The organism is bacterium (assembly GCA_024228115.1).
Classification (GTDB): Bacteria; Myxococcota_A; UBA9160; order UBA9160; family UBA6930.
Genome location: JAAETT010000526.1, coordinates 1 through 19,325 on the forward strand (window position 1 = coordinate 1; position 19,325 = coordinate 19,325).

A 19,325-nucleotide genomic window follows, 5' to 3' on the forward strand; every position below is an offset into this window, starting at 1 on the left:
CCGAAGAGCGTGTACCCTGTCGTCGAGGGTCATCGCACATCCTCCCAAGTTGTTGTGTCGTAACCACAACTTAGAACGGATGGGCGTTTGGCCCTCACTCGTTTCAGATCAAAGGTGTCTAGACCTTTTAGACTCAGCTCACTCTAGGGGTCGAGGAGGGGGGAGTGATGGCCGACGCGAATGTGCTGTTCGACCCGGCGGGGCCGATTGCGATCGTGACGGACCTCTTGCCCGAGGCTCCAGCCTCGAGAGACGCGGGCGATGCGGGGCCGCCCACCCTGCGCGGCCTCCACGCCGCTCTCGGTTCGGTATTCCGAAAGCGCGGCGGGGTCTGGCTGGGCTGGCCGGGCTGGCCGGGCGCCGGCGTAGAGCCGGCTGTGGTTCCCGGCGCTCCGTATCGCGCGGAAGCCGTGGAGCTTGGCGACCTGGACACCCATGGATGGCACTGCGGTTTCTCCGCGGGCTCGCTTTGGCCGCTGTTGCACTCCATGCCGGGACACCTGGGCTTCCATCAGGCCGACTGGGCGGCCTATGACGAGGTCAATGAGCGCTTCGCTTCGAGCGCGGCGGCCGTGGCTTCCGAAGTAGAGGCGATCTGGCTCCACGGCCATCACCTGCTGCGCGCGCCGTACCATCTGCGCGAGTATCGCCCCGACGCGCGGATCAACTTCTTCCTCCACACGCCGTTTCCGCCGCTCGACGTATTCGAAACCCTCGCTCATGGCGAGGATCTGCTGCGCAGTCTGGCTGCTTGCGATCTGGTCGGCTTCCAGACCGAACGCCACGTGCACAACTTCCTCGACTGCGCGCGCGCAGCAGGCGGGATCGACGTGCTGCCGGAGTGGCGAGTCCTGCGATCCGGCCGCGGCGAGGCGCGGGTCGGTGTCTTTCCCATGGGCATCGACTGGTCCTGGTACGAAGCGTCGGCGCGGGCAGCACCGCGCGAAGCCGCGCGTCAGGAGCGCATCCTCTTTGCCGTCGATCGTCTCGCCCCGACCACCGGCGTTCCGGAGAGGCTGCGTGCCTTCGACCTCCTCCTCGAGCGCCACCCTCGTTGGCGTGAGAAGGTCTCCCTGCTCCAGGTCGTGGCTCCGGCGGCCGACGCATGCGGGGACCACGCGGAGTTGAAGAGCGAGGTGGACGGGCTCGTCGGCCGGGTGAATGGGCGCTTCGGTACTTCTGGTTGGCTGCCCGTCGGCTACATGACGAGTGACCTTTCCCATGATGGGCTATGCGCCCTCTACCGAGACGCGGATATCGGCCTGGCGACTCCGCTACGCGACGGCATGAACCTGGTGGCGAAGGAGTTCGTCGCCTGCCAGGTGGATGATCCTGGCGTGTTGGTGCTGTCACGCACAGCGGGTGCGGCAGAGACGATGCGGGAAGCCTTGCTCGTGAATCCCTACGACACGGAGGCCACTGCAGACGCGCTGGACGCCGCCCTCGACATCGGGTCGAAAGAGCGACGTGCTCGGATGTCCGCCCTTCGAGCACGGGAGCGGGCTTCGGACGCGGCGCACTGGGCGGATCGCTTCCTTGCCGCTGCGGCCAAGCCGACTCATCACCGGACCCGACCGAGCCCGCCATCGGCCCCGGTCGCAAGGCCTGCAGCTGCCAGCTAACCCTTCTGCGCTACTCCGCCTCGATCTCCTCGAAGAGCCGTGCGTACTTGAGCAGGTGGCCAATCCCGAGGAATTTCTCTCGCACCTGTTCTCGTGCGGCATCACCGATCTTGGCTGCGCGGGCAGGGTCGGCAAGCAGCTCCTGCAATGCGTCGGCGAGGGCGTCGAGATCGGTCGGGTCCCGGAGCAGAATGCCGGAAAGGCCGTCCTGGATCTGGTCCTGGATGCCGCCGATGGCACTTGCGACGACGGGCCGACCCTTCCACATGGCCTCCGTCACGGTGAGTCCGAATCCCTCCTTCAGGCTCTTCTGCACCACCACGGAGGCGTGGCGCTGGAGCGCGTTCACGATGGCGGCGTTCTCCTGCACGTCTTCCGTCGGCAGGTTGGCGAGGTGGATGTGCTCGCGAATCGGCTCGGGAAGCTCGCGCCAGCGGGCGACGACGTCCTCGAAGATGGCCGCACCTTCCGGATCGTCCGCTACGGCCTTGACGTCGGGGCCCGCGAGCACGAGCGCCGGGTTGGGCACGCCCACGCGCTGGAGGAGCCGCGAAAAGCCCTCCATCACGCCGGCCATGTCCTTGAGTGGGTCCCAACGCGAGACCTGCACGATCAGCGGAGTCTCCCAGCTCGGTGCCCGCCCGCAGCGCACGACGTCCGCGCGTCGGGCCACTCGACCCGGTGATCCGTCGTGGCGCTCGAAGGCGTGGCTGCCTCCGGCGGGGGGTGGTCCTTCGATCAGCCCCGTGTGGACCAGGATCGTATGAACGGTGTCCTCCGAAAGCTCCTGGTTCTTGGCCGAGAGCGGGTCGATGCTCGGGTGGATGATCCTCGACTTGCCGTGGTCACAGATTTCGGGCACATAGCCCGCGCGGGAAAACACGAAATGCGGCACGCATGCCAGGTAGGGCGCCAGGAAGGCCCAGCCGCGTTCGCCCTCGGGGCTGGCGGTGTCGCTGCCGATATGGCAACGCCAGACCAACCGGATGCCTCGGTCGGTCAAGTAGGGCGCCAGACCCGCCGTCTGGGGATCGTGGAGTATGACCACATCACCGGGCCCGACCAACGCCTGCAGCTCGATGGCACTGGAGCGGAGCGTGTCTTCGTAGATGCGCCGCTCGGCATCGCCGAGCGGCGAGCCATCGCCGTTCTGGCCGTGCAGCGCATGGTGGAGACGCTTGGTGACGCGGAAGAAGTCCGGGTTTCCGTCGATCACGAGCCAGCGCGTATCGATGCCGAGGGCGCGGGTGTAGCCGAGCAGGGACGGCAGCATCTCCGCAACTCCGCCGCCAACCGCCGTGGAGTTGATATTCCACACGACGCGCTTCGAAAGCCGACGTGCGGCCCGCTCCGCCGAGGCCAGCGCTTCGCTGATCTCAGCGTCGGGAATGATGGAGCGCAACCGTTCGATAGGTTGCACACCGACGCGAATTTCATCGAGACTCACGCGGGCATTCCTCCTGGTGGTGCCCCATACTACACCGGCACTGGCAGTGAGGTAGCGCGATCCGCGGAACAACCGACAACGCGGAGGTCCCCGACGCAGACGCCACGCCAGAATGGCTGTACGCCTGGTGTCGGGTAGCCGACATTTCCGCCCAATGGGTGCCGAATGAGGATTCGTAGAGAAGGAAGCCATGCCCCCCGGTCTCGACGCGCCTGATCTCGAAATCGTCCTGGAATCACTCCAGGACTTCGCCAAGCAGCGGTTCAGCGAAGAGTTGTTGCTGGATCACGACGCTCGCGACGAGATGCCCGAAGATCTGGTCCGCGAGATGTGCGGCCCCGAGCTTGGCATCCAGCTGTTGTTCGTACCGGAGGAGTACGGCGGCATGGGTGGGGGAGCCTTCGACGTCTACCGCTGTTGCGAGGAGCTGGCCCGCGTCGATGTCGGTGTCGCGACCGCGCTGCTGGCCACCTTCCTGGGCAGCGATCCCATCCGGGTGGGAGGCACGCCGGAGCAGCGGGCGCTCTGGCTCGGCCGCATCGCCGAGGACGGCGTCCTGATGGCGTACGGGGCCACCGAGCCCGAGGCCGGCAGCGATCTCGCGGCCCTTCGCACCACAGCCACACCCGTCGAGGAGGACGGCCAGGTCGCAGGCTACCGGTTGAATGGCCGCAAGCAGTGGATCAGCAACGGCGGCGTGGCGGAGGTGTCCACGGTGCTGGCCAACGCCCCCGGAGGGCCGACCTGGTTCGTGGTGGAGGCCGGTACCGAGGGCTTTGGCCACGAGCGGCCCGAGGATAAACACGGTATCCGGCTCAGCAATACGGCCGCGCTGACCCTCGACGACGTGTTCGTCCCCGCATCCCAGCGGGTAGGCGAGGCAGAGGGGCAGGGATTGCAGCAGGCGGTGGCCGTGTTCGGTTTCACGCGGCTGATGGTGGCCGCGTTCGGCCTTGGCGCGGGCTGGGCCGCCCTGGATCGCGCCATCGCCTACTCGCTCGACCGGGTGCAGGCGGGCTCGCCGCTCGCGGAGAAGTCGGGCTACACGCACAAGCTCATCGTGCCCCACGTCGTGCGTCTCGAGGCGGGTCGTGCCTTCATCGAGGAGACTGCCGCTTCTCTCGACGAGCTCGAGGATTCCAAGGGCCAGCTGGTGGTCGAGGGTGCCATCGCCAAGTACCTGGCCACGGAGGCGGGCGTGGCGGCGGCCGATGCCGCCATCCAGGCCCTCGGTGGCTACGGCTACACCCGGGAGTACATGGTGGAGAAGATCCGCCGGGACGTGCGCATCACCACGATCTACGAAGGCACCTCCGAGATCATGGAGATGAGCATCGCCCGGGATCGTTGGCAGCAGCACCTGAAGACGCGGGGCGCGTACTACCACGATCGGGCCCAGGCGCTGGAGAAGCTGGAGGCCTCGGTGTCCGGCTGTGGGGCCGCGGCTGCGGCATTGGCCTGCCACGCGCTGGCAGAGATCTTCGAGCGGGCGCGGTTGGCCAGGCTCACTCGCAGCCAGCACGTGCTCTTCCGTCTGGGTGAGCTGGTGGCGCGTACCGAGGGCGCCGGCGCGTTGGCGCGCAGAGCTGCGGGTGCGGCAACGAACTCCCTGTCCGACAAGGCGGACGGTCGCTTCGGGCCCGAAGCGTTGGCTGCGGTGGCGCGCAGCTACGCGCGCGAGGCCGCCCTCGAAGTGGGCGTTGGCGGCCTGCGCTGGGTGATCGGGGGGGCGGAACTCTCCGACCAGGAGGTCGCCGAGTTCGAGCGCGCCCTGGGTGCGCACTCCATTCATCAGGTCCAGCGCGGGGCGCTGCGTGACCTGGATATCATTGCCGATGCCCTCTACGGGCGGACGTCGGCTAGCCAGAAGGATCTGAAATGACCGAGTCTGCGGACCGCGCGATCGCGATCGTCGGCGTCAGCGCCATTCTGCCGGATGCACCGGACGTGGCGAGCTTCTGGTCGAACATCAAGGCCGGCCGCTACTCCATTGGCGAGGTCCCCCCCGAGCGCTGGGATCCGGCGCTCTACTACGACGCCGACCCGTCGGTTCCAGGCAAGACCTACAGCCAGATCGGCGGCTTCGTTCGCGAGTGGGAGTGGGAGCCCATGAAGTGGAAGCTTCCCATCCCGCCGAAGGTCGCGGATGCGATGGACGATGCGCAGAAGTGGGCCGTTGCCTGCGCGCGAGCGGTGCTGGCAGACTATGGGTACCCGGAGAGGCCGCTCGACAAGAAGCGGACTGCGGTGATCGTTGGCACGGCCATGGCGGGAGACCTTCACTATTGGACGTCCCTGCCGATCTTCTTTCCGGAGTACGCGCGCGCGCTCGGGGAGGCACCTTCCTTCGCCGAGCTGCAGGAGGATGTCCGCGAGGCCATCACGGCTCAGCTCCACGATCGCATGGTCGAGCGCTTTCCGGAGGTCAGCGAGGACAGCATGCCGGGCGAGCTGGCCAACTGCATCGCCGGACGCATCGCCAACCTCTTCGACCTGCACGGGCCCAACTTCATCTGCGATGCCGCTTGCGCGTCTGCGCTGGCTGCCATCGATGCGGCCCACGAAGGGCTGGTGACTGGCGAGTACGACACCGCGCTGGTGGGCGGCGTCGATCGCAACATGGGCCCTGCGCCGTTCGTGAAGTTCTGCAAGATCGGTGCGCTCTCGGCCACTGGCACACGCCCCTATGCAGCGGGCGCTGACGGCTTCGTGATGGGGGAGGGCGCCGCCTTTTTCCTGCTCAAACGCTTGCCGGACGCCGAGGCCGCGGGCGATTCCATCTACGCGGTACTACGCGGGGTCGGTGGCGCCAGCGACGGGCGCGGCAAGGGCATCACCGCACCGAACCCCGTGGGCCAGCGCCTCGCCCTCGAGCGCGCCTGGGCCGACGCGGGTCTCTCGCCGGCCACGGCCGGAATGGTCGAAGGCCATGGCACATCGACCCGAGTGGGCGATGTGGTCGAGGTGGAGACGATGCAAGCCGTATTTTCGGGGCCGGATCTCGCGCCACGCTCGATTGCGCTGGGCTCCGTGAAATCGAACATCGGTCACCTGAAGGGCGCGGCCGGCGCCGCCGGGCTGCTGAAGGCGGTGCTCGCGCTGCACGAGAAGGTGTTGCCCCCCAGTCTGAATTTCGACAAGCCGAACCCGAACCTGGATTTCGACAAGGGTCCGCTCTACGTCAACACGGAGCTCAAGCCATGGGACACTCCGCCGGACGGTGTGCGCCGCGCGGGTGTGAGTGCCTTCGGCTTCGGTGGTACGAACTTCCACGCGGTTCTGGAAGAACACGTACCGGGTCTCCTTGAAAGTCGCAGAGGAGCTGGTGAGCAGGCGCGCGGCGCGGGAACCGCCGGGACGACGACGGTGGAGTTGCGCGCGCCCTTGCGCGGCGCCGTCGTGCTCGGCGCAAGCGACGAAGCGGGCCTTCTGGCGCGCCTCGACACCCTTCGCCAGGAGGCTGATGCGGGCCGCACGCCCCCGCTGCAGGCGCCTGTCGAGGCTGATTTGCGGGCTGACCACCGGCTCGCGATCGCATATGCCGATGCGGGCGAGCTGGCCGCCAAGGCGACACGGGCGCGCAAGGCACTCGAAGCCGAGCCGGACGCCCGGGCGCCGATGCTGCGGGCGCTGCGTGCCCAGGGCGTCTTCCTGGGGCACGGCGAGCCGGGCCGCGTCGCCTTCCTCTACACGGGTCAGGGCTCGCAGTACGTGAACATGTTGAGCGACCTGCGTGCGAGCGAGTCCGTGGTCCGCCGGACGTTCGCCGAGGCCGACCGGGTTCTGACGCCTCTGTTGGACGGAACCCCACTCAGCCAGATCCTGTTCGTCGAGCCAGGCGATGAGGCTGCGACGAAGGCGGCGGAGCAGCAGCTCCGTCAGACGGAGATCACCCAGCCCGCCGTGCTGACTGTGGATGCGGCGCTGACCCGGTTGCTGGCGGAGTACGGCCTGACACCCGACCTGGTGATGGGACATAGCCTCGGCGAGTACGGAGCGCTGGTGGCCGCTGGTGCGCTGCCCTTCGAAGACGCCCTCGAAGCGGTGAGCGCCAGAGGCCGGGAGATGGCGGACCTCACGATCGACGACAACGGGCTCATGGCGGCCGTGTTTGCGCCGCTCGAGGAGATCGAGGCCGTCGTCGCCGAAACCGATGGCAACGTGGTCGTCGCCAACCTCAACAGCACCTCCCAGGCCGTGATCGGTGGAGCCACGGCAGCCGTGGAGCGTGCCGTGGCCGCCCTCCAGGCGGCGGGTCACCAGGTGGTGGGGCTGCCAGTGAGCCATGCCTTCCACACCAGCATCGTGGCGCCCGTGAGCGTGCCACTGCGTCGCACGCTCGAGCGCCTGCGGCTCGCCTCGCCCACGCTCCCGCTGATCGGCAACGTGGACGGGAAGCCCTATCCGATGGGCCCGGACGTCGTTCCCGAGATGATCGACCGGCTCGCTTCTCAGGTTGCGTCTCCGGTTCAGTTCGTGAAGGGGCTCGAGACGCTGTACGAAATGGGTGCCCGCGTCTTCGTCGAGGTGGGGCCGAAGAAGGCGTTGCACGGCTTCGCGGAGGATGTGCTCGCGGCGCGCGATGACGTGGTGACGCTCTTCACGAACCATCCGAAAGTTGGAGATGTCGCCTCCTTCGATCAGGCGTTATGCGGCCTGTGGGCGGCGGGTCTGGGCCTCGGTCGCGACGCCGTCGCGAGTCGGCCCGCCGCATCTTCGGCGGCATCGGCTGCCATGTCCGCATCGATGGCCCCGATTGCTTCGTCCACTCCGCCCGTCGTGGCGCCGGTCGGCGAGGCCCGCTACGCGGAGCTGGGAAAGTTGTTCTCGGAATTCCTCGAGCGAGGCTCGCGGATCCTGCACTCGGACGATGGCCCTCGTAGCACCGCTCCCCCGGTCGTCAGTGGCGCAGGCCTCGGCCTGCCCGGTCGCGAGAACGTCTTCGATGACGGCAACGTGCAGCACATCCTGGACGGCGAGCAGGAGATCGACCTGATTCCCACGCGCTTCCGCCACGCGATGCTGGACAAGAACATCACGCGCCTGGTGAAGTCGGAGGGTGAGCCCCACTTCGAGGCGATCGGCAGCTCGTCCGAGGTGATCAAGCTCGCTGCCCGCGCAGGTCACCACGACCTGGCGGAGGAATTCGGCGTACCGCGCGAGCGCACCCTGGCGCTCGACGTGACGACAAAGCTCGCGATGGGTGCAGGTCTCGAGGCGATGCGCGATGCCGGGCTTCCGCTCGTGATGCGCTACCGCACCACGACGAAGGGAACGAAGCTCCCGGACCGTTGGATGCTCCCCGAGGATCTGCGCGACGAGACAGGTGTCATCTTCGCAAGTGCCTTTCCCGGCTACGACTCCTTCGCGGACGAGCTGAACCGCTACCACGCCGATCACGCCCGCACCCAGCGAGAGGAGCTGCTGCGCGAGTTGCTTGGCCGCGCACGCGAGGAAGGCAGTGCCAGCCAGGTGCTCGCCACGGAGATCGAGCGGCGACTGCACGAGCTGGCCGAAGAGCAGGCAGAGGAGGCGTATGAGTTCGATCGACGCTTCTTGTTCCGGGTCCTGCCCATGGCGCACGCCCAGTTTGCCGAGTACGTGGGCGCACGCGGACCGAACACCCACGTGAACTCGGCCTGCGCCAGCACGACGCAGGCCTTCGCCCTCGCCGAGGATTGGATCGCCGCGGGCCGCTGCCGACGCGTCGTCGTGATCGGCGCCGACGACGTCACGACGGATCAGTTGCTCGAGTGGGTAGGATCCGGCTTCCTGGCCACCGGTGCCGCAGCAACGGACGACGTGGTGGAAGAGGCCGCGTTGCCCTTCGATCGCCGCCGCCACGGCATGATCCTGGGGATGGGCGCCGTCGGGATCGTGATCGAGGCCCCGGCTTGCCTGCAGGAACGCGGGCTACGTCCGATCTGCGACGTGCTGAGCACCGTCACTGCGAACAGCGCGTTCCACGGCACGCGCCTGGACGTCCAGCACATCGCCGGGGTGATGGAGCGGCTGGTGGCCCAGGCAGAGCATCGGGCAGGCCTGGACCGGCGCGCGATTGCCCGTGAGCTGCTGTTCGTTTCCCACGAGACCTACACGCCGGCTCGTGGCGGGAGCGCATCGGCCGAGGTGGAGGCGCTTCGCCATGTCTTCGGCGACGCGGCGGCCGAGATCGTCGTGGCCAACACCAAGGGCCTGACCGGGCACCCGATGGGCGTTGGCATCGAGGATGTCGTTGCGGTGAAGGCGCTCGAGACGGGCACCGTGCCGCCGGTGCCGAACTACCGTGAGCCCGATCCGGACCTCGGGCCGCTGCATCTCTCTCGCGGCGGCAGCTACCCGGTGCGTTACGCGCTGCGGCTCGGAGCGGGATTCGGCTCCCAGATCAGCATGTCGCTCCTGCGTTGGGCGCCGACTCCCGACGGCAGCCGTCCCTGCGCGGACGAGCTGGGCTACGAGACCCGCCTCGAGGACGCGAGCGCCTACCGCAATTGGCTGGCGCGCGTGACCGGCCACGATGAGGCCGAGGCGGAACGTGTGGGCCGCACGCTGCGGGTTCGCGACGTGGGAGCGCCGACGGGCTTCGTCTCGGCTGCGCCGGCAGCGGTTGCGATTGCTCCAGCCCCGGAAACGTCTCGCGTCGCAGAGCCGGCCTCGTCTGCGCCAACGACAACGGCCGAGGGAGAGGAGGCGGCAATCCTCGAGCGGGTGCTGGCGATCGTCGCGAAGGCGACGGGCTATCCGACGGACATGCTCGATCCGGATCTGGACCTGGAGGCGGATCTGGGCATCGATACGGTCAAGCAGGCGGAGACGTTCGCGGCGATTCGCGAAGGTTGGGACATTCCCCGGGATGAGAACCTGAAGCTGCGTGACTACCCGACGATCGCGCATGCGGTGCAGTTCGTGGTCGAGCGGATGCCGGAGTCGGCGCGTGGCGATGCGCCGCCGGCCGGGTCGCCGCCCGCTTCCGCGTCAACCGCCTCGGCTGAGGGAGAAGAGGCCGCGATCCTGGAGCGGGTGCTGGCGATCGTCGCAAAGGCGACGGGCTATCCGACGGACATGCTCGATCCGGATCTGGACCTGGAGGCGGATCTGGGCATCGATACGGTCAAGCAGGCGGAGACGTTCGCGGCGATTCGCGAGGGTTGGGACATTCCCCGGGATGAGAACCTGAAGCTGCGTGACTACCCGACGATCGCCCACGCCGTGCAGTTCGTGCTCGATCGCAAGGCGGGGGATGCGGGCGCGCCAGCGAAGTCATCTCCCGACGCATCGGAGGCCAAGGCTTCCAAAGATCCGGGTGCGCCAACGCGAGCAACCGCCGCCGCAAGCGATGCCCTTCGGCCACCACGGGGTGTCGACGAGGCCGGGATGGCTCAGCTGCGCAGAGTTCCCGTGATCGCGCTGCGGCCCGAACTGGAGCGCTGCAAGGAGACGGGTATCGCGCTCACGGCCGGGGATCGGGTGGCGCTGCTCGCGGATGCGGGCGGGGTGGGCGAAGCCCTTGCAAGCCGCCTTACGGAGCGCAAGGTGGAGGTCATTGGCCTCGACGCCCAGGCCGACGGCGCTGCGTTGGTGCGGAAGCTGGCCAAGCTCCGTGCGAAGGGGCCGATCGCGGGCCTGTATTGGCTGCCAGCTCTCGACCCGGCTGGCGATCCGGACGAGATCGGCCTCGCCGAATGGCGCGCGAGCCTCGATGCGCGCGTCAAGCGGCTGGTCGGAGTGGCGCGTGAGTTGTACGACGACCTGGGCGAAACCGGTCGCTTCCTGGTGGCCGCCACCAGGATGGGTGGCCGGCACGGCCTGGGAGGCGAGCCGCTGCCTGCGCCGGAGGGCGGCGCGGTCGCAGGTTTCGTGAAGGCGTTCGGGCGCGAGCGCCCAGCAGCGCTCTCGAAAGTTGTCGACTTCGCCGGAAACGCAGGTCCAGAGGAGGTGGCGGAGGCACTCCTGGCGGAGACGCTGCGCGACCCCGGAACGGTGGAGGTAGGGATCGCTGCTGGTGTGCGCGCCGGGGTGGCGCTCGACGAGCGGCCTTCCGAGGATGGAGGGGGACTCGCGCTCGATTCGAAGAGCGTCTTCTGGGTGACAGGCGCGGCGGGCAGCATTGTCTCGGCAATCGTCGCGGATCTGGCGGCCGGAGTGGGTGGCGGTGTCTTCCACCTGCTCGACCTGGCCCCGGCGCCTGATCTCGAGGATCCGGACGTGCTGCGCTTTGGCACCGACCGGGACGGTCTGCGTCGCGAGATCATGGAAAGGATGCGTGCGAAGGGCGGGCGGGTGACTCCCGTCCAGGTTGAGAGGGAGCTCTCCCGCATCGAGCGCGTGCATGCCGCCGCGGTCGCGGTGCAGGCCGTGCGCACAGCGGGTGGCGAGGCTCACTGGCATACGTTGGATCTCACCGATGGCGAGGCGGTCGCGAAGCTCGGGGAAGAGCTCCTGTCCGGCGGCGGAAGCGTCGACGTACTGATCCACGCAGCGGGTCTCGAGCGAAGCCGGGCGTTGCCCGACAAGACGGACGATGAGTTCGATCTCGTCTTCGACGTGAAATGCGATGGCTGGTTCAATCTGATCCGGGCGCTTCGTGGTACGCAAGTGCGAGCCACGGTCGCATTCAGCTCCATCTCGGGCCGGTTCGGAAACGCGGGGCAAACGGACTACAGCGCGGCGAACGACCTGCTGTGCAAGTTCGCGTCCCACATCTCCGCGGTCCGCCCCGGCACCCGGGCATTGGCCATCGATTGGACCGCCTGGTCCGGCATCGGTATGGCCTCGCGTGGTTCCATTCCCGAAGTGATGGCCCGCGCGGGCATCGACATGCTTTCCCCGGAAGCGGGCATTCCCATCGTCCGTCAGGAGCTGTTGGGGAGTTCGCGCTGCGGAGAGGTACTCATCGCGGGAGCGCTTGGCGTGATGGAGGCGGAACGCGATCCGACGGGAGGCCTCAGCGTCGAAAAGGAGAGGTCGTTGGGCGCGCTGGGCCTCCAGATCACCGGCCTCGCAGGCGGCGGCATCGTGCGTGCGGAGGCCTTGCTGCAGCCGGACGACCAACCCTTCTTGGATCATCACCGTATCGAGGGCACTCCGGTGCTCCCCGGCGTGATGGGGCTCGAGGCCTTCGCCGAATTGGCATCGGCGATCGCGCCGGACCGCCATGTCGTCGTCGCGTTCGAGGACGTGTCCTTCCTGGCACCCTTCAAATTCTATCGCGACGAGCCGCGAAAGATCCTGCTGGAAGCACGCATGGCGCCGGCGAAGGAGGGCGATGGTTGGATTGCCCACTGCCGGATGCTGGGCGAGCGGATGCTGCCGGGACGCGATGAGCCCCAGGTCACGGTGCATTTCCGCGCATCCGTGCGCCTCGCGGCCGAACCGCCCACGGAGGAATCGGTAGCGGTGCCCAAGGGAGAGCCGCGCGTCGGGGTGGACACGATCTACCAGCTCTATTTCCACGGGCCGGCTTACCGCGTGCTTGCGGGTGCCTTCGGCGATGGTGAGCGAGTGGTTGGCTGCATGGCGCAGGAGTTGCCAGCTCATCATCATCCCGAGGATTCGCCGCTCGCGTCGCGTCCACTCTTGCTCGAACTCTGCTTCCAGGCCGCGGGGCTCGGGGAGATGGCGGGCACGGGCAGGATGGCGCTGCCCAGCGCGATCGCTCGTGTTGAGTTGCCTCACGATCCGCCGTCGCCGGGTGAGGAATTGCGAGCCGTGGTGGAGGAGGGCGGGAAGGACGCGTTCGTCGTCGACGCGAACGGTCGGGTGCGGCTGCGCATGCGGGGCTACGCCACGACCGCCCTACCAGGGGAGCTTCCCGATGCGCTGCGGGATCCGCTGCGGTCCGGGCTGAAGGAGCAGGGATGACAGACGTGGCGGCGTTTCGACGCATCGTGGTCGTCAACCGGGGGGAGCCGGCCGTGCGCCTGATGCGGGCGGTGGCCGAGCTGCGTCACGAGGGGCACGCTGAGCTGCGGACTATCGCCCTCTACACGGAGCCCGACAAGCACGCGCGCTTCGTGCGCGAAGCCGACGAGGCATATGCGCTGGGCTCGGCGACCTTCGTGGATCCCGAGGATGGCCATCGCAAGAGCCGCTACCTCGACTATGGCGCGCTCGAAACTGCGTTGCGGAAGACCCGGGCCGAGGCGGCGTGGGTGGGCTGGGGGTTCGTCGCCGAGCACGCGCGCTTCGCAGATCTCTGCAGCGAACTCGGGATCGTGTTCATCGGGCCGGATGCAGACGTGATGCGCACGCTTGGCGACAAGATCGGCTCGAAGCGCATGGCCGAGCAGGCGGGCGTACCGGTCGCGCCCTGGAGCGGTGGACCGGTCGAAAGCCTCGACGAGGCGCGCATGCAGGCTACGGCTCTGGGCTTCCCGTTGATGGTGAAGGCGACTGCTGGTGGCGGCGGTCGCGGCATTCGCCGCGTGCGCGGAGTTGCTGAGCTCGAGGAGGCGTTCGAGAGCGCCCGAAACGAGGCGCTTTCGGGTTTTGGCGACGCCACGGTCTTCATGGAGCGGCTCGTCGAAGGCGCGCGCCACATCGAGGTGCAGATCCTGGGCGACGGCCATGGGACGACCTGGGCGCTTGGCGTGCGTGACTGCACCGTGCAGCGCCGCAACCAGAAGGTGATCGAGGAGTCGCCTTCTCCCGCGCTCTCGGAGGCGCAGCATCGCGAGATCCGCGAGTCGGCTGCGCGTCTCGGCACTCTCGCGGGCTACCGCGGAGCGGGCACGGTCGAGTTCCTCTACGACCAGGCCGAGCGCGCCTTTTCCTTCATGGAGGTGAATGCGCGGCTGCAGGTGGAGCACCCGGTCACAGAGGCGACCACGGGCGTAGATCTGGTCAAGCTTCAGCTCTACGTGGCAGCCGGTGGTCGGCTCGAGGGCGAGCCGCCCGCACCCCATGGCCACGCGATCGAGGTGCGCATCAATGCGGAAGACCCGGAGCGGGGCTTCACTCCGACGCCCGGCACCGTGGAGCTGCTGCGGCTGCCCACCGGGCCCGGGTTGCGCATCGACACCGGCTTTTCCGAGGGCGATGACATCGCGCCGGAATTCGATTCGATGCTTGCCAAGGTGATTGCCTACGGACACGACCGACGCGAGGCCCTGGCGCGGCTGCGGTGTGCGCTCGAGGACATGCAGCTGGTCGTGCGCGGCGGCACCAGCAACAAGGGCTTTCTGCTCGGGCTGTTGGAGCGGCCCGAGGTGGAGAGCGGTGAGGTCGATGTGGGCTGGCTCGATCGGCTGACGGCCGAGGGAGAGCATCTCTCGGACCGATACGCCGACGTCGCCCTGGTCATGGGTGCCATCGAGGGATACGAAGCGCAGCGGGCGGCCGAGCAGACGCTCTTCTATTCCATTGCTGCGCGAGGACGGCTGCGGCTGCGCCGCGATGTGGGTGTGGACGTGGAGCTGCGCCGGGGTGGGGTCGAGTATGCGCTGCGCGTGCTTCGTGTGGGGCCGGATGCGTATCAGGTGGAATTCGATGACCGACGCATCTCGGTCGAGGTGCAGCGCCTCGGGGGATTCGAACGCCGGCTGCTGGTCGCAGGCCAACACTTCCATGTACTGTCGATGTCCGACGGCCATGACCAGCTGGTCGAGGTCAACGGGGTTCCTCATCGCCTCTCGCGCGACGAGGTTGGTACGGTTCGTTCTACGGCGCCCGCCGTCGTGGTTTCGGTTGCCGTCGCCCCCGGTGACCGCGTCGAGAAGGGCGACCGGATCGCCGTGCTGGAGGCGATGAAGACCGAGATCGCCATCGCCGCGCCCTGTGCCGGACGCGTACGCGAAGTGCTCGTCGGACCGAACGTTCAGGTGGGCACGGGTGAGGCGCTCGTTTCGATCGAGCCCTCCGACAGCGAAACAACCGAGGTTCCGCGGGATCGCGTCTCGCTCGAGGATCTGGTGGCGGAAGAGGGCGGGCTCGACACCCCTGCTGCGCGGTCTCGACACGCTCTGAAAGGCCTGCGGCGTTTCGCTCTGGGTTTCGACGTGGACGCTGCCGAGCTGGCGCGGTTCGCGACCGAGCGTCGCGAAGCCTGCTTGGATCTGCCGCCGGACGATCCGGAATTACTGGAGGGAGAGCGCGAGATCCTCGCCATTTTCGCTGATCAATGCGCCCTGTTGCTGCGCCAACGCGGCGAGGCGGGACTGGCTGGCGGCGATGTGCGCACGCCAGAGGAGTACCTGCTGCTCTACCTGCGATCGCTCGATTCGGCCGCGGCGGGCCTCTCGCCCGGTTACGTGGACCGCCTCCAGCGGGCGCTGCATCGCTATGGTATCGACAGCCTCGATCGCACGCCGGCGCTGGAGGAGACCCTGCTCTGGATCTGCAAGGGCCATCAACGCATCGACGAGCTGTCCCGCGTAGTGCTCGATGTACTCGAACGGCAACTCACGCCGGGCGCGCTCGCGCAGAGCGCCGGCGACGAGTTTCGCGAGCTGCTCGACCGCATCGTGAACGTGGCCGGAGGTCGAAACCAGGCGGTTGCCGATCTGGCGCGCGAAGTTCGCTATCGCCTGTTCGACCGGCCCTTCTTCGAGAGCATTCGCGAGGGAGCATTTGTCGAAGCGGACGAGCTTCTGCGCGCGGCCGTGGACTCGCGCGATGCCGCAGCCCGCGCTGAGGCGATGCGTGAACTCGTTGAGTGCTCCCAGCCGCTGGCCCCGCTCTTCGTCGCTCGCATCGAAGATGCCGAACCAGAACTGCGCAGGGTGATCCTGGAAGTTCTCTTCCTGCGCTACTACCGCATCCGCGAGCTTCGGGATCTGCGAGCCATCGACCGCGCCGGTCGGAGCTTTGCGTTCGCCGAATATTCGTACGAAGGCCGCGAGATCCACGCGGTCACCGGCCACGGTAGTTGGAAGGAGGTGGCCGATCTGGGCCCCGCGTTTGGTGAGCTTCTCGCTTCGGCACCGGCCGATCACGACGTCGTGATCGACCTTCACCTCCGTCGAGACAGCGCCTTCCCCGATCCCGACGAGGATTCGGCGCAGCTGGCGCAAGCTCTCGCGGGATGGAAGCTCTCGCGCCCGGTACGGCGTATCGTCATCACGATCGCACCCTCGCAGGGTGGGCGCGGAATGGCCGCGATGAGGCATTTCACCTTCCGCCCCGACACGGATGGCGTGGCTGAAGACCGGTTGTACCGGGGCCTCCACCCGATGATGGGAAAGCGGCTGCAGCTGTGGAGGCTCGGCAACTTCGAAGTGGAGCGGATTCCCTCCGCTGAGGACGTGTATCTCTTCCACGGTGTCGCGAGGGACAATCCGAAGGACGAGCGGCTCTTCGCCTTCGCTGAGGTTCGGGATGCCACACCGGTGCGGGATGCGAGCGGCCGGGTGACCCATCTTCCCCATCTCGAAATGCAGTATATGGAGGCGCTTGGCGCGATCCGGCTGTTCCAATCGCATCGCACCCGTCGCCGTCGCTTGCACTGGAATCGCGTGCTGCTCTACGTGTGGCCGCCTCTCGACCTGGAGATGGACGAGCTACAGGGCGTTGCCCATCGCCTGCTTCCGGCCGCGGAGGGGCTCGGGCTCCAGAAGACCGTCGTGCGCGCGCGCATGACCGACCCCGAGAATGGTGGGCTGCGCGACACGGTGGTGCAGCTGGCGGCTCCCGGCGGAAGCGACCTGGTGCTTTCCTTCAAGCCGCCTGCGGAACGCCCGATCGCGCCTCTTTCGCCCTACGATCAGCGCGTGGTGCGCATGCGCCAACGCGGCATGTTGTACCCGTACGCGTTGCTCGAGATGATTGCGCCTCCCCGCGACGGGACCCGCACGGAGTTTCCGCCCGGCGAGTTCCGCGAGTACGACCTGGATGCGAAGGGTCGCCTGATTCCGGTGGATCGAGCGCCTGGGGGTAACCAGGCCAAGATCCTGGTGGGCACCATCCGCAACGAGACGCCCAAGCATCCAGAAGGAATGACCCGTGTGATCCTGCTGGGTGACGCGAGCCGCGACATGGGCTCCTTCGCGGAGGCCGAGTGCCGGCGCATCATGGCCGCGATCGATCTGGCCGAGGAGTTGAGCGTCCCCCTCGAGTGGTTCCCCATTTCGGCTGGTGCGCGCATCGCGATGGATAGCGGGACGGAGAACCTCGATTGGACCGCCGCGGCGCTGCGCCGCATCGTGGAGTTCACCCAGGCGGGCGGGGAACTCAACCTGATCGTCACCGGTATCAATGTGGGTGGGCAATCCTACTGGAACGCAGAGGCCACCATGTTGATGCACACGAAGGGCATCCTGATCATGACGCCGGATGCCTCGATGGTGTTGACGGGAAAGCGCGCCCTCGACTACTCCGGGGGGGTTTCCGCGGAGGACAACACCGGTATCGGTGGCTACGAGAAGATCATGGGTGTGAACGGCGAGGCCCAGTATTGGGCCCGCGATACGGCCGATGCCTGCCGCCTGCTCTTCCGCCACTACGAACACAGCTATCGCGCGCCCGGCGAGCGCTTCCCGCGACGCGCACCGACGAACGATCCGATCGATCGGGACGTCTGCATCTACCCGTACGGCGCAGGGGAAGAGGGCACCTTCGAAGTGGTCGGCGACATCTGGAGCGCGGAGCACAACGCGGAGAGACGTCGCCCCTTCGACATCCGCCGCGTGATGCATGCGGTGATCGACCAGGACCACGAGCCGCTGGAGCGCTGGGCGGACATGCGCGAGGCCGAAGGCGCCGTCGTCTGGGACGCGCATCTGGGCGGCATTCCGGCGAGCGTGATCGGCATCGAATCCCGATCCATCCCGCGGCTGGGTTTCATACCCGCCGACGGGCCGGAGCAATGGACGGGCGGAACGCTCTTCCCGCTCTCCTCCAAGAAGGTGGCGCGAGCGATCTGCGCTGCCAGCGGAAACCGGCCGGTCGTGGTGTTGGCCAATCTCTCGGGCTTCGACGGTTCGCCCGAATCGCTGCGCCGCCTCCAATTGGAGTACGGCGCTGAGATCGGTCGTGCGGTGGTGAACTTCGAGGGCCCGATGGTGTTCTGCGTGATCAGTCGCTACCACGGCGGTGCCTACGTGGTGTTCTCCAGCGCGTTGAACGAAGGACTCGAGGTGGCAGCCCTGGAGGGGAGCCGTGCCTCCGTGATCGGCGGAGCGCCGGCCGCGGCCGTGGTGTTCTCCGGCGAGGTGGAACGGCGCACCCGCGACGACACACGCCTGCAGGCGTTGGAACAGGAGGTTGCAGCGGCAGACGAAGCGACCCGGGGCCAGCTCCGGGCGCGTTGGCACGAGCTCTACGACGATCTGCGCTCGGAGAAGCTGGGCGAGGTCGCCGACGAGTTCGACCGCATCCACAGCGTGGATCGCGCGCGGACGGTGGGTTCGCTGCACGAGATTCTGCAACCCTCCCGGCTGCGCCCGTATCTGGTGGAGGCGCTCCAGCGGGGAATGGCGCGGGAGATCGAATGAACCTTCCGCGAGCGGAACTCACCCTTCGGCGCGGCCGGGACGTTCCGCGTGCGCCCTCCTGGCTGGCGCCCGGCGAGAGGGTGCGTCTGGGGGCCTTGCAGCCGCCGCGCGCTCGCCGGGACTATCGATTGGGTCGCTGGACGGCGAAACACGGTGTCGCCCGCTACCTGGGCGCGGATTGTTCGCCTGCGGCCGTCGAGATCCGGCGCGCCGAAAACGGGGCGCCGCTGGCGTGGTGGAACGGGCGACCCGCTGCCTGCGCCCTCTCCCTGAGCCATCGGGCCGGGGCGGCGCTCTGCGCCGTGGGGCCCGAAGGGCTCGGCCTCGGTTGCGACCTCGAGTGGGTGGAGCCACGCAGCCAGGCTTTCATCGCCGATTTCCTGGCGCCTGCCGAGGCGCGCTTGACGTTGGCATTGCAAGGGCCCGCCCGCTCGCGGCTTGCGACGCTCTTCTGGAGCGCGAAGGAGAGCGCCTTGAAAGCGCTGGGAATCGGCTTGGACGTCGATACGCGCGAGGTGAACGTACGGCTCGGACCGCTGGCGACGCCTGAGGGCTTCGGGCCGATGGTCGTCCGGGTGCCGGGCGTGCCCGAACCGCTCACCGGCTGGTGGAGAACCTCGGACGGCTGGATCTTTACCCTCTCCGCAACGGCGCCGACGGAAGCTCCGTTGCACCCGGTTCCGGTGCGCTAGCTCCAATCCGTCGTATTGAGGTGAAGGCCGGACATTGAAATGGCCCTGCGAGTGTGAGATGAAGGAGTTACGAGGCTTCTCCACCGACACCCAACAAGGCCACTTCAGTGCGATTGATTCAAGGCTCTATTCGGAC

Annotated in this window: 6 protein-coding genes; 5 read left to right on the forward strand and 1 reads right to left on the reverse strand. The window is 67.7% G+C overall.

The annotated features are described in order from the left end of the window. Positions 1–167 precede the first annotated feature (167 nt). Positions 168–1,622: a trehalose-6-phosphate synthase gene (locus GY937_21860; GenBank protein ID MCP5059358.1), complete on the forward strand. Its 1,455-nt coding sequence runs from the start codon at positions 168–170 to the stop codon at positions 1,620–1,622. Between the two features lie 10 nt (positions 1,623–1,632). Here the strand turns inward: GY937_21860 and GY937_21865 are convergent, their stop codons facing one another. Continuing rightward, positions 1,633–3,069: a glycosyltransferase gene (locus GY937_21865; GenBank protein ID MCP5059359.1), complete on the reverse strand. Its 1,437-nt coding sequence runs from the start codon at positions 3,067–3,069 to the stop codon at positions 1,633–1,635. Between the two features lie 190 nt (positions 3,070–3,259). On the opposite strand from GY937_21865, the gene GY937_21870 reads away from it, so the two are divergent. From GY937_21870 to GY937_21885, 4 genes are read left to right on the forward strand one after another with little or no spacing between them, the layout of a single operon-like run. Further along, entirely contained in the window at positions 3,260–4,951 is a 1,692-nt protein-coding gene (locus tag GY937_21870; protein MCP5059360.1) for an acyl-CoA dehydrogenase, read from the forward strand. Continuing rightward, a complete protein-coding gene (locus tag GY937_21875; GenBank protein MCP5059361.1) occupies positions 4,948–12,930 on the forward strand; it encodes an SDR family NAD(P)-dependent oxidoreductase in 7,983 nt (2,660 codons plus the stop codon). The genes GY937_21870 and GY937_21875 overlap by 4 nt, the downstream gene beginning before the upstream one ends. Beyond that, on the forward strand, positions 12,927–18,497 hold the full coding sequence (locus GY937_21880) for an ATP-grasp domain-containing protein (protein MCP5059362.1): 5,571 nt from the start codon (positions 12,927–12,929) through the stop codon (positions 18,495–18,497). The genes GY937_21875 and GY937_21880 overlap by 4 nt, the downstream gene beginning before the upstream one ends. After that, on the forward strand, positions 18,494–19,189 hold the full coding sequence (locus tag GY937_21885) for a 4'-phosphopantetheinyl transferase superfamily protein (protein MCP5059363.1): 696 nt from the start codon (positions 18,494–18,496) through the stop codon (positions 19,187–19,189). Before GY937_21880 ends, GY937_21885 begins: the two co-directional genes overlap by 4 nt. Positions 19,190–19,325: the final 136 nt, after the last annotated feature.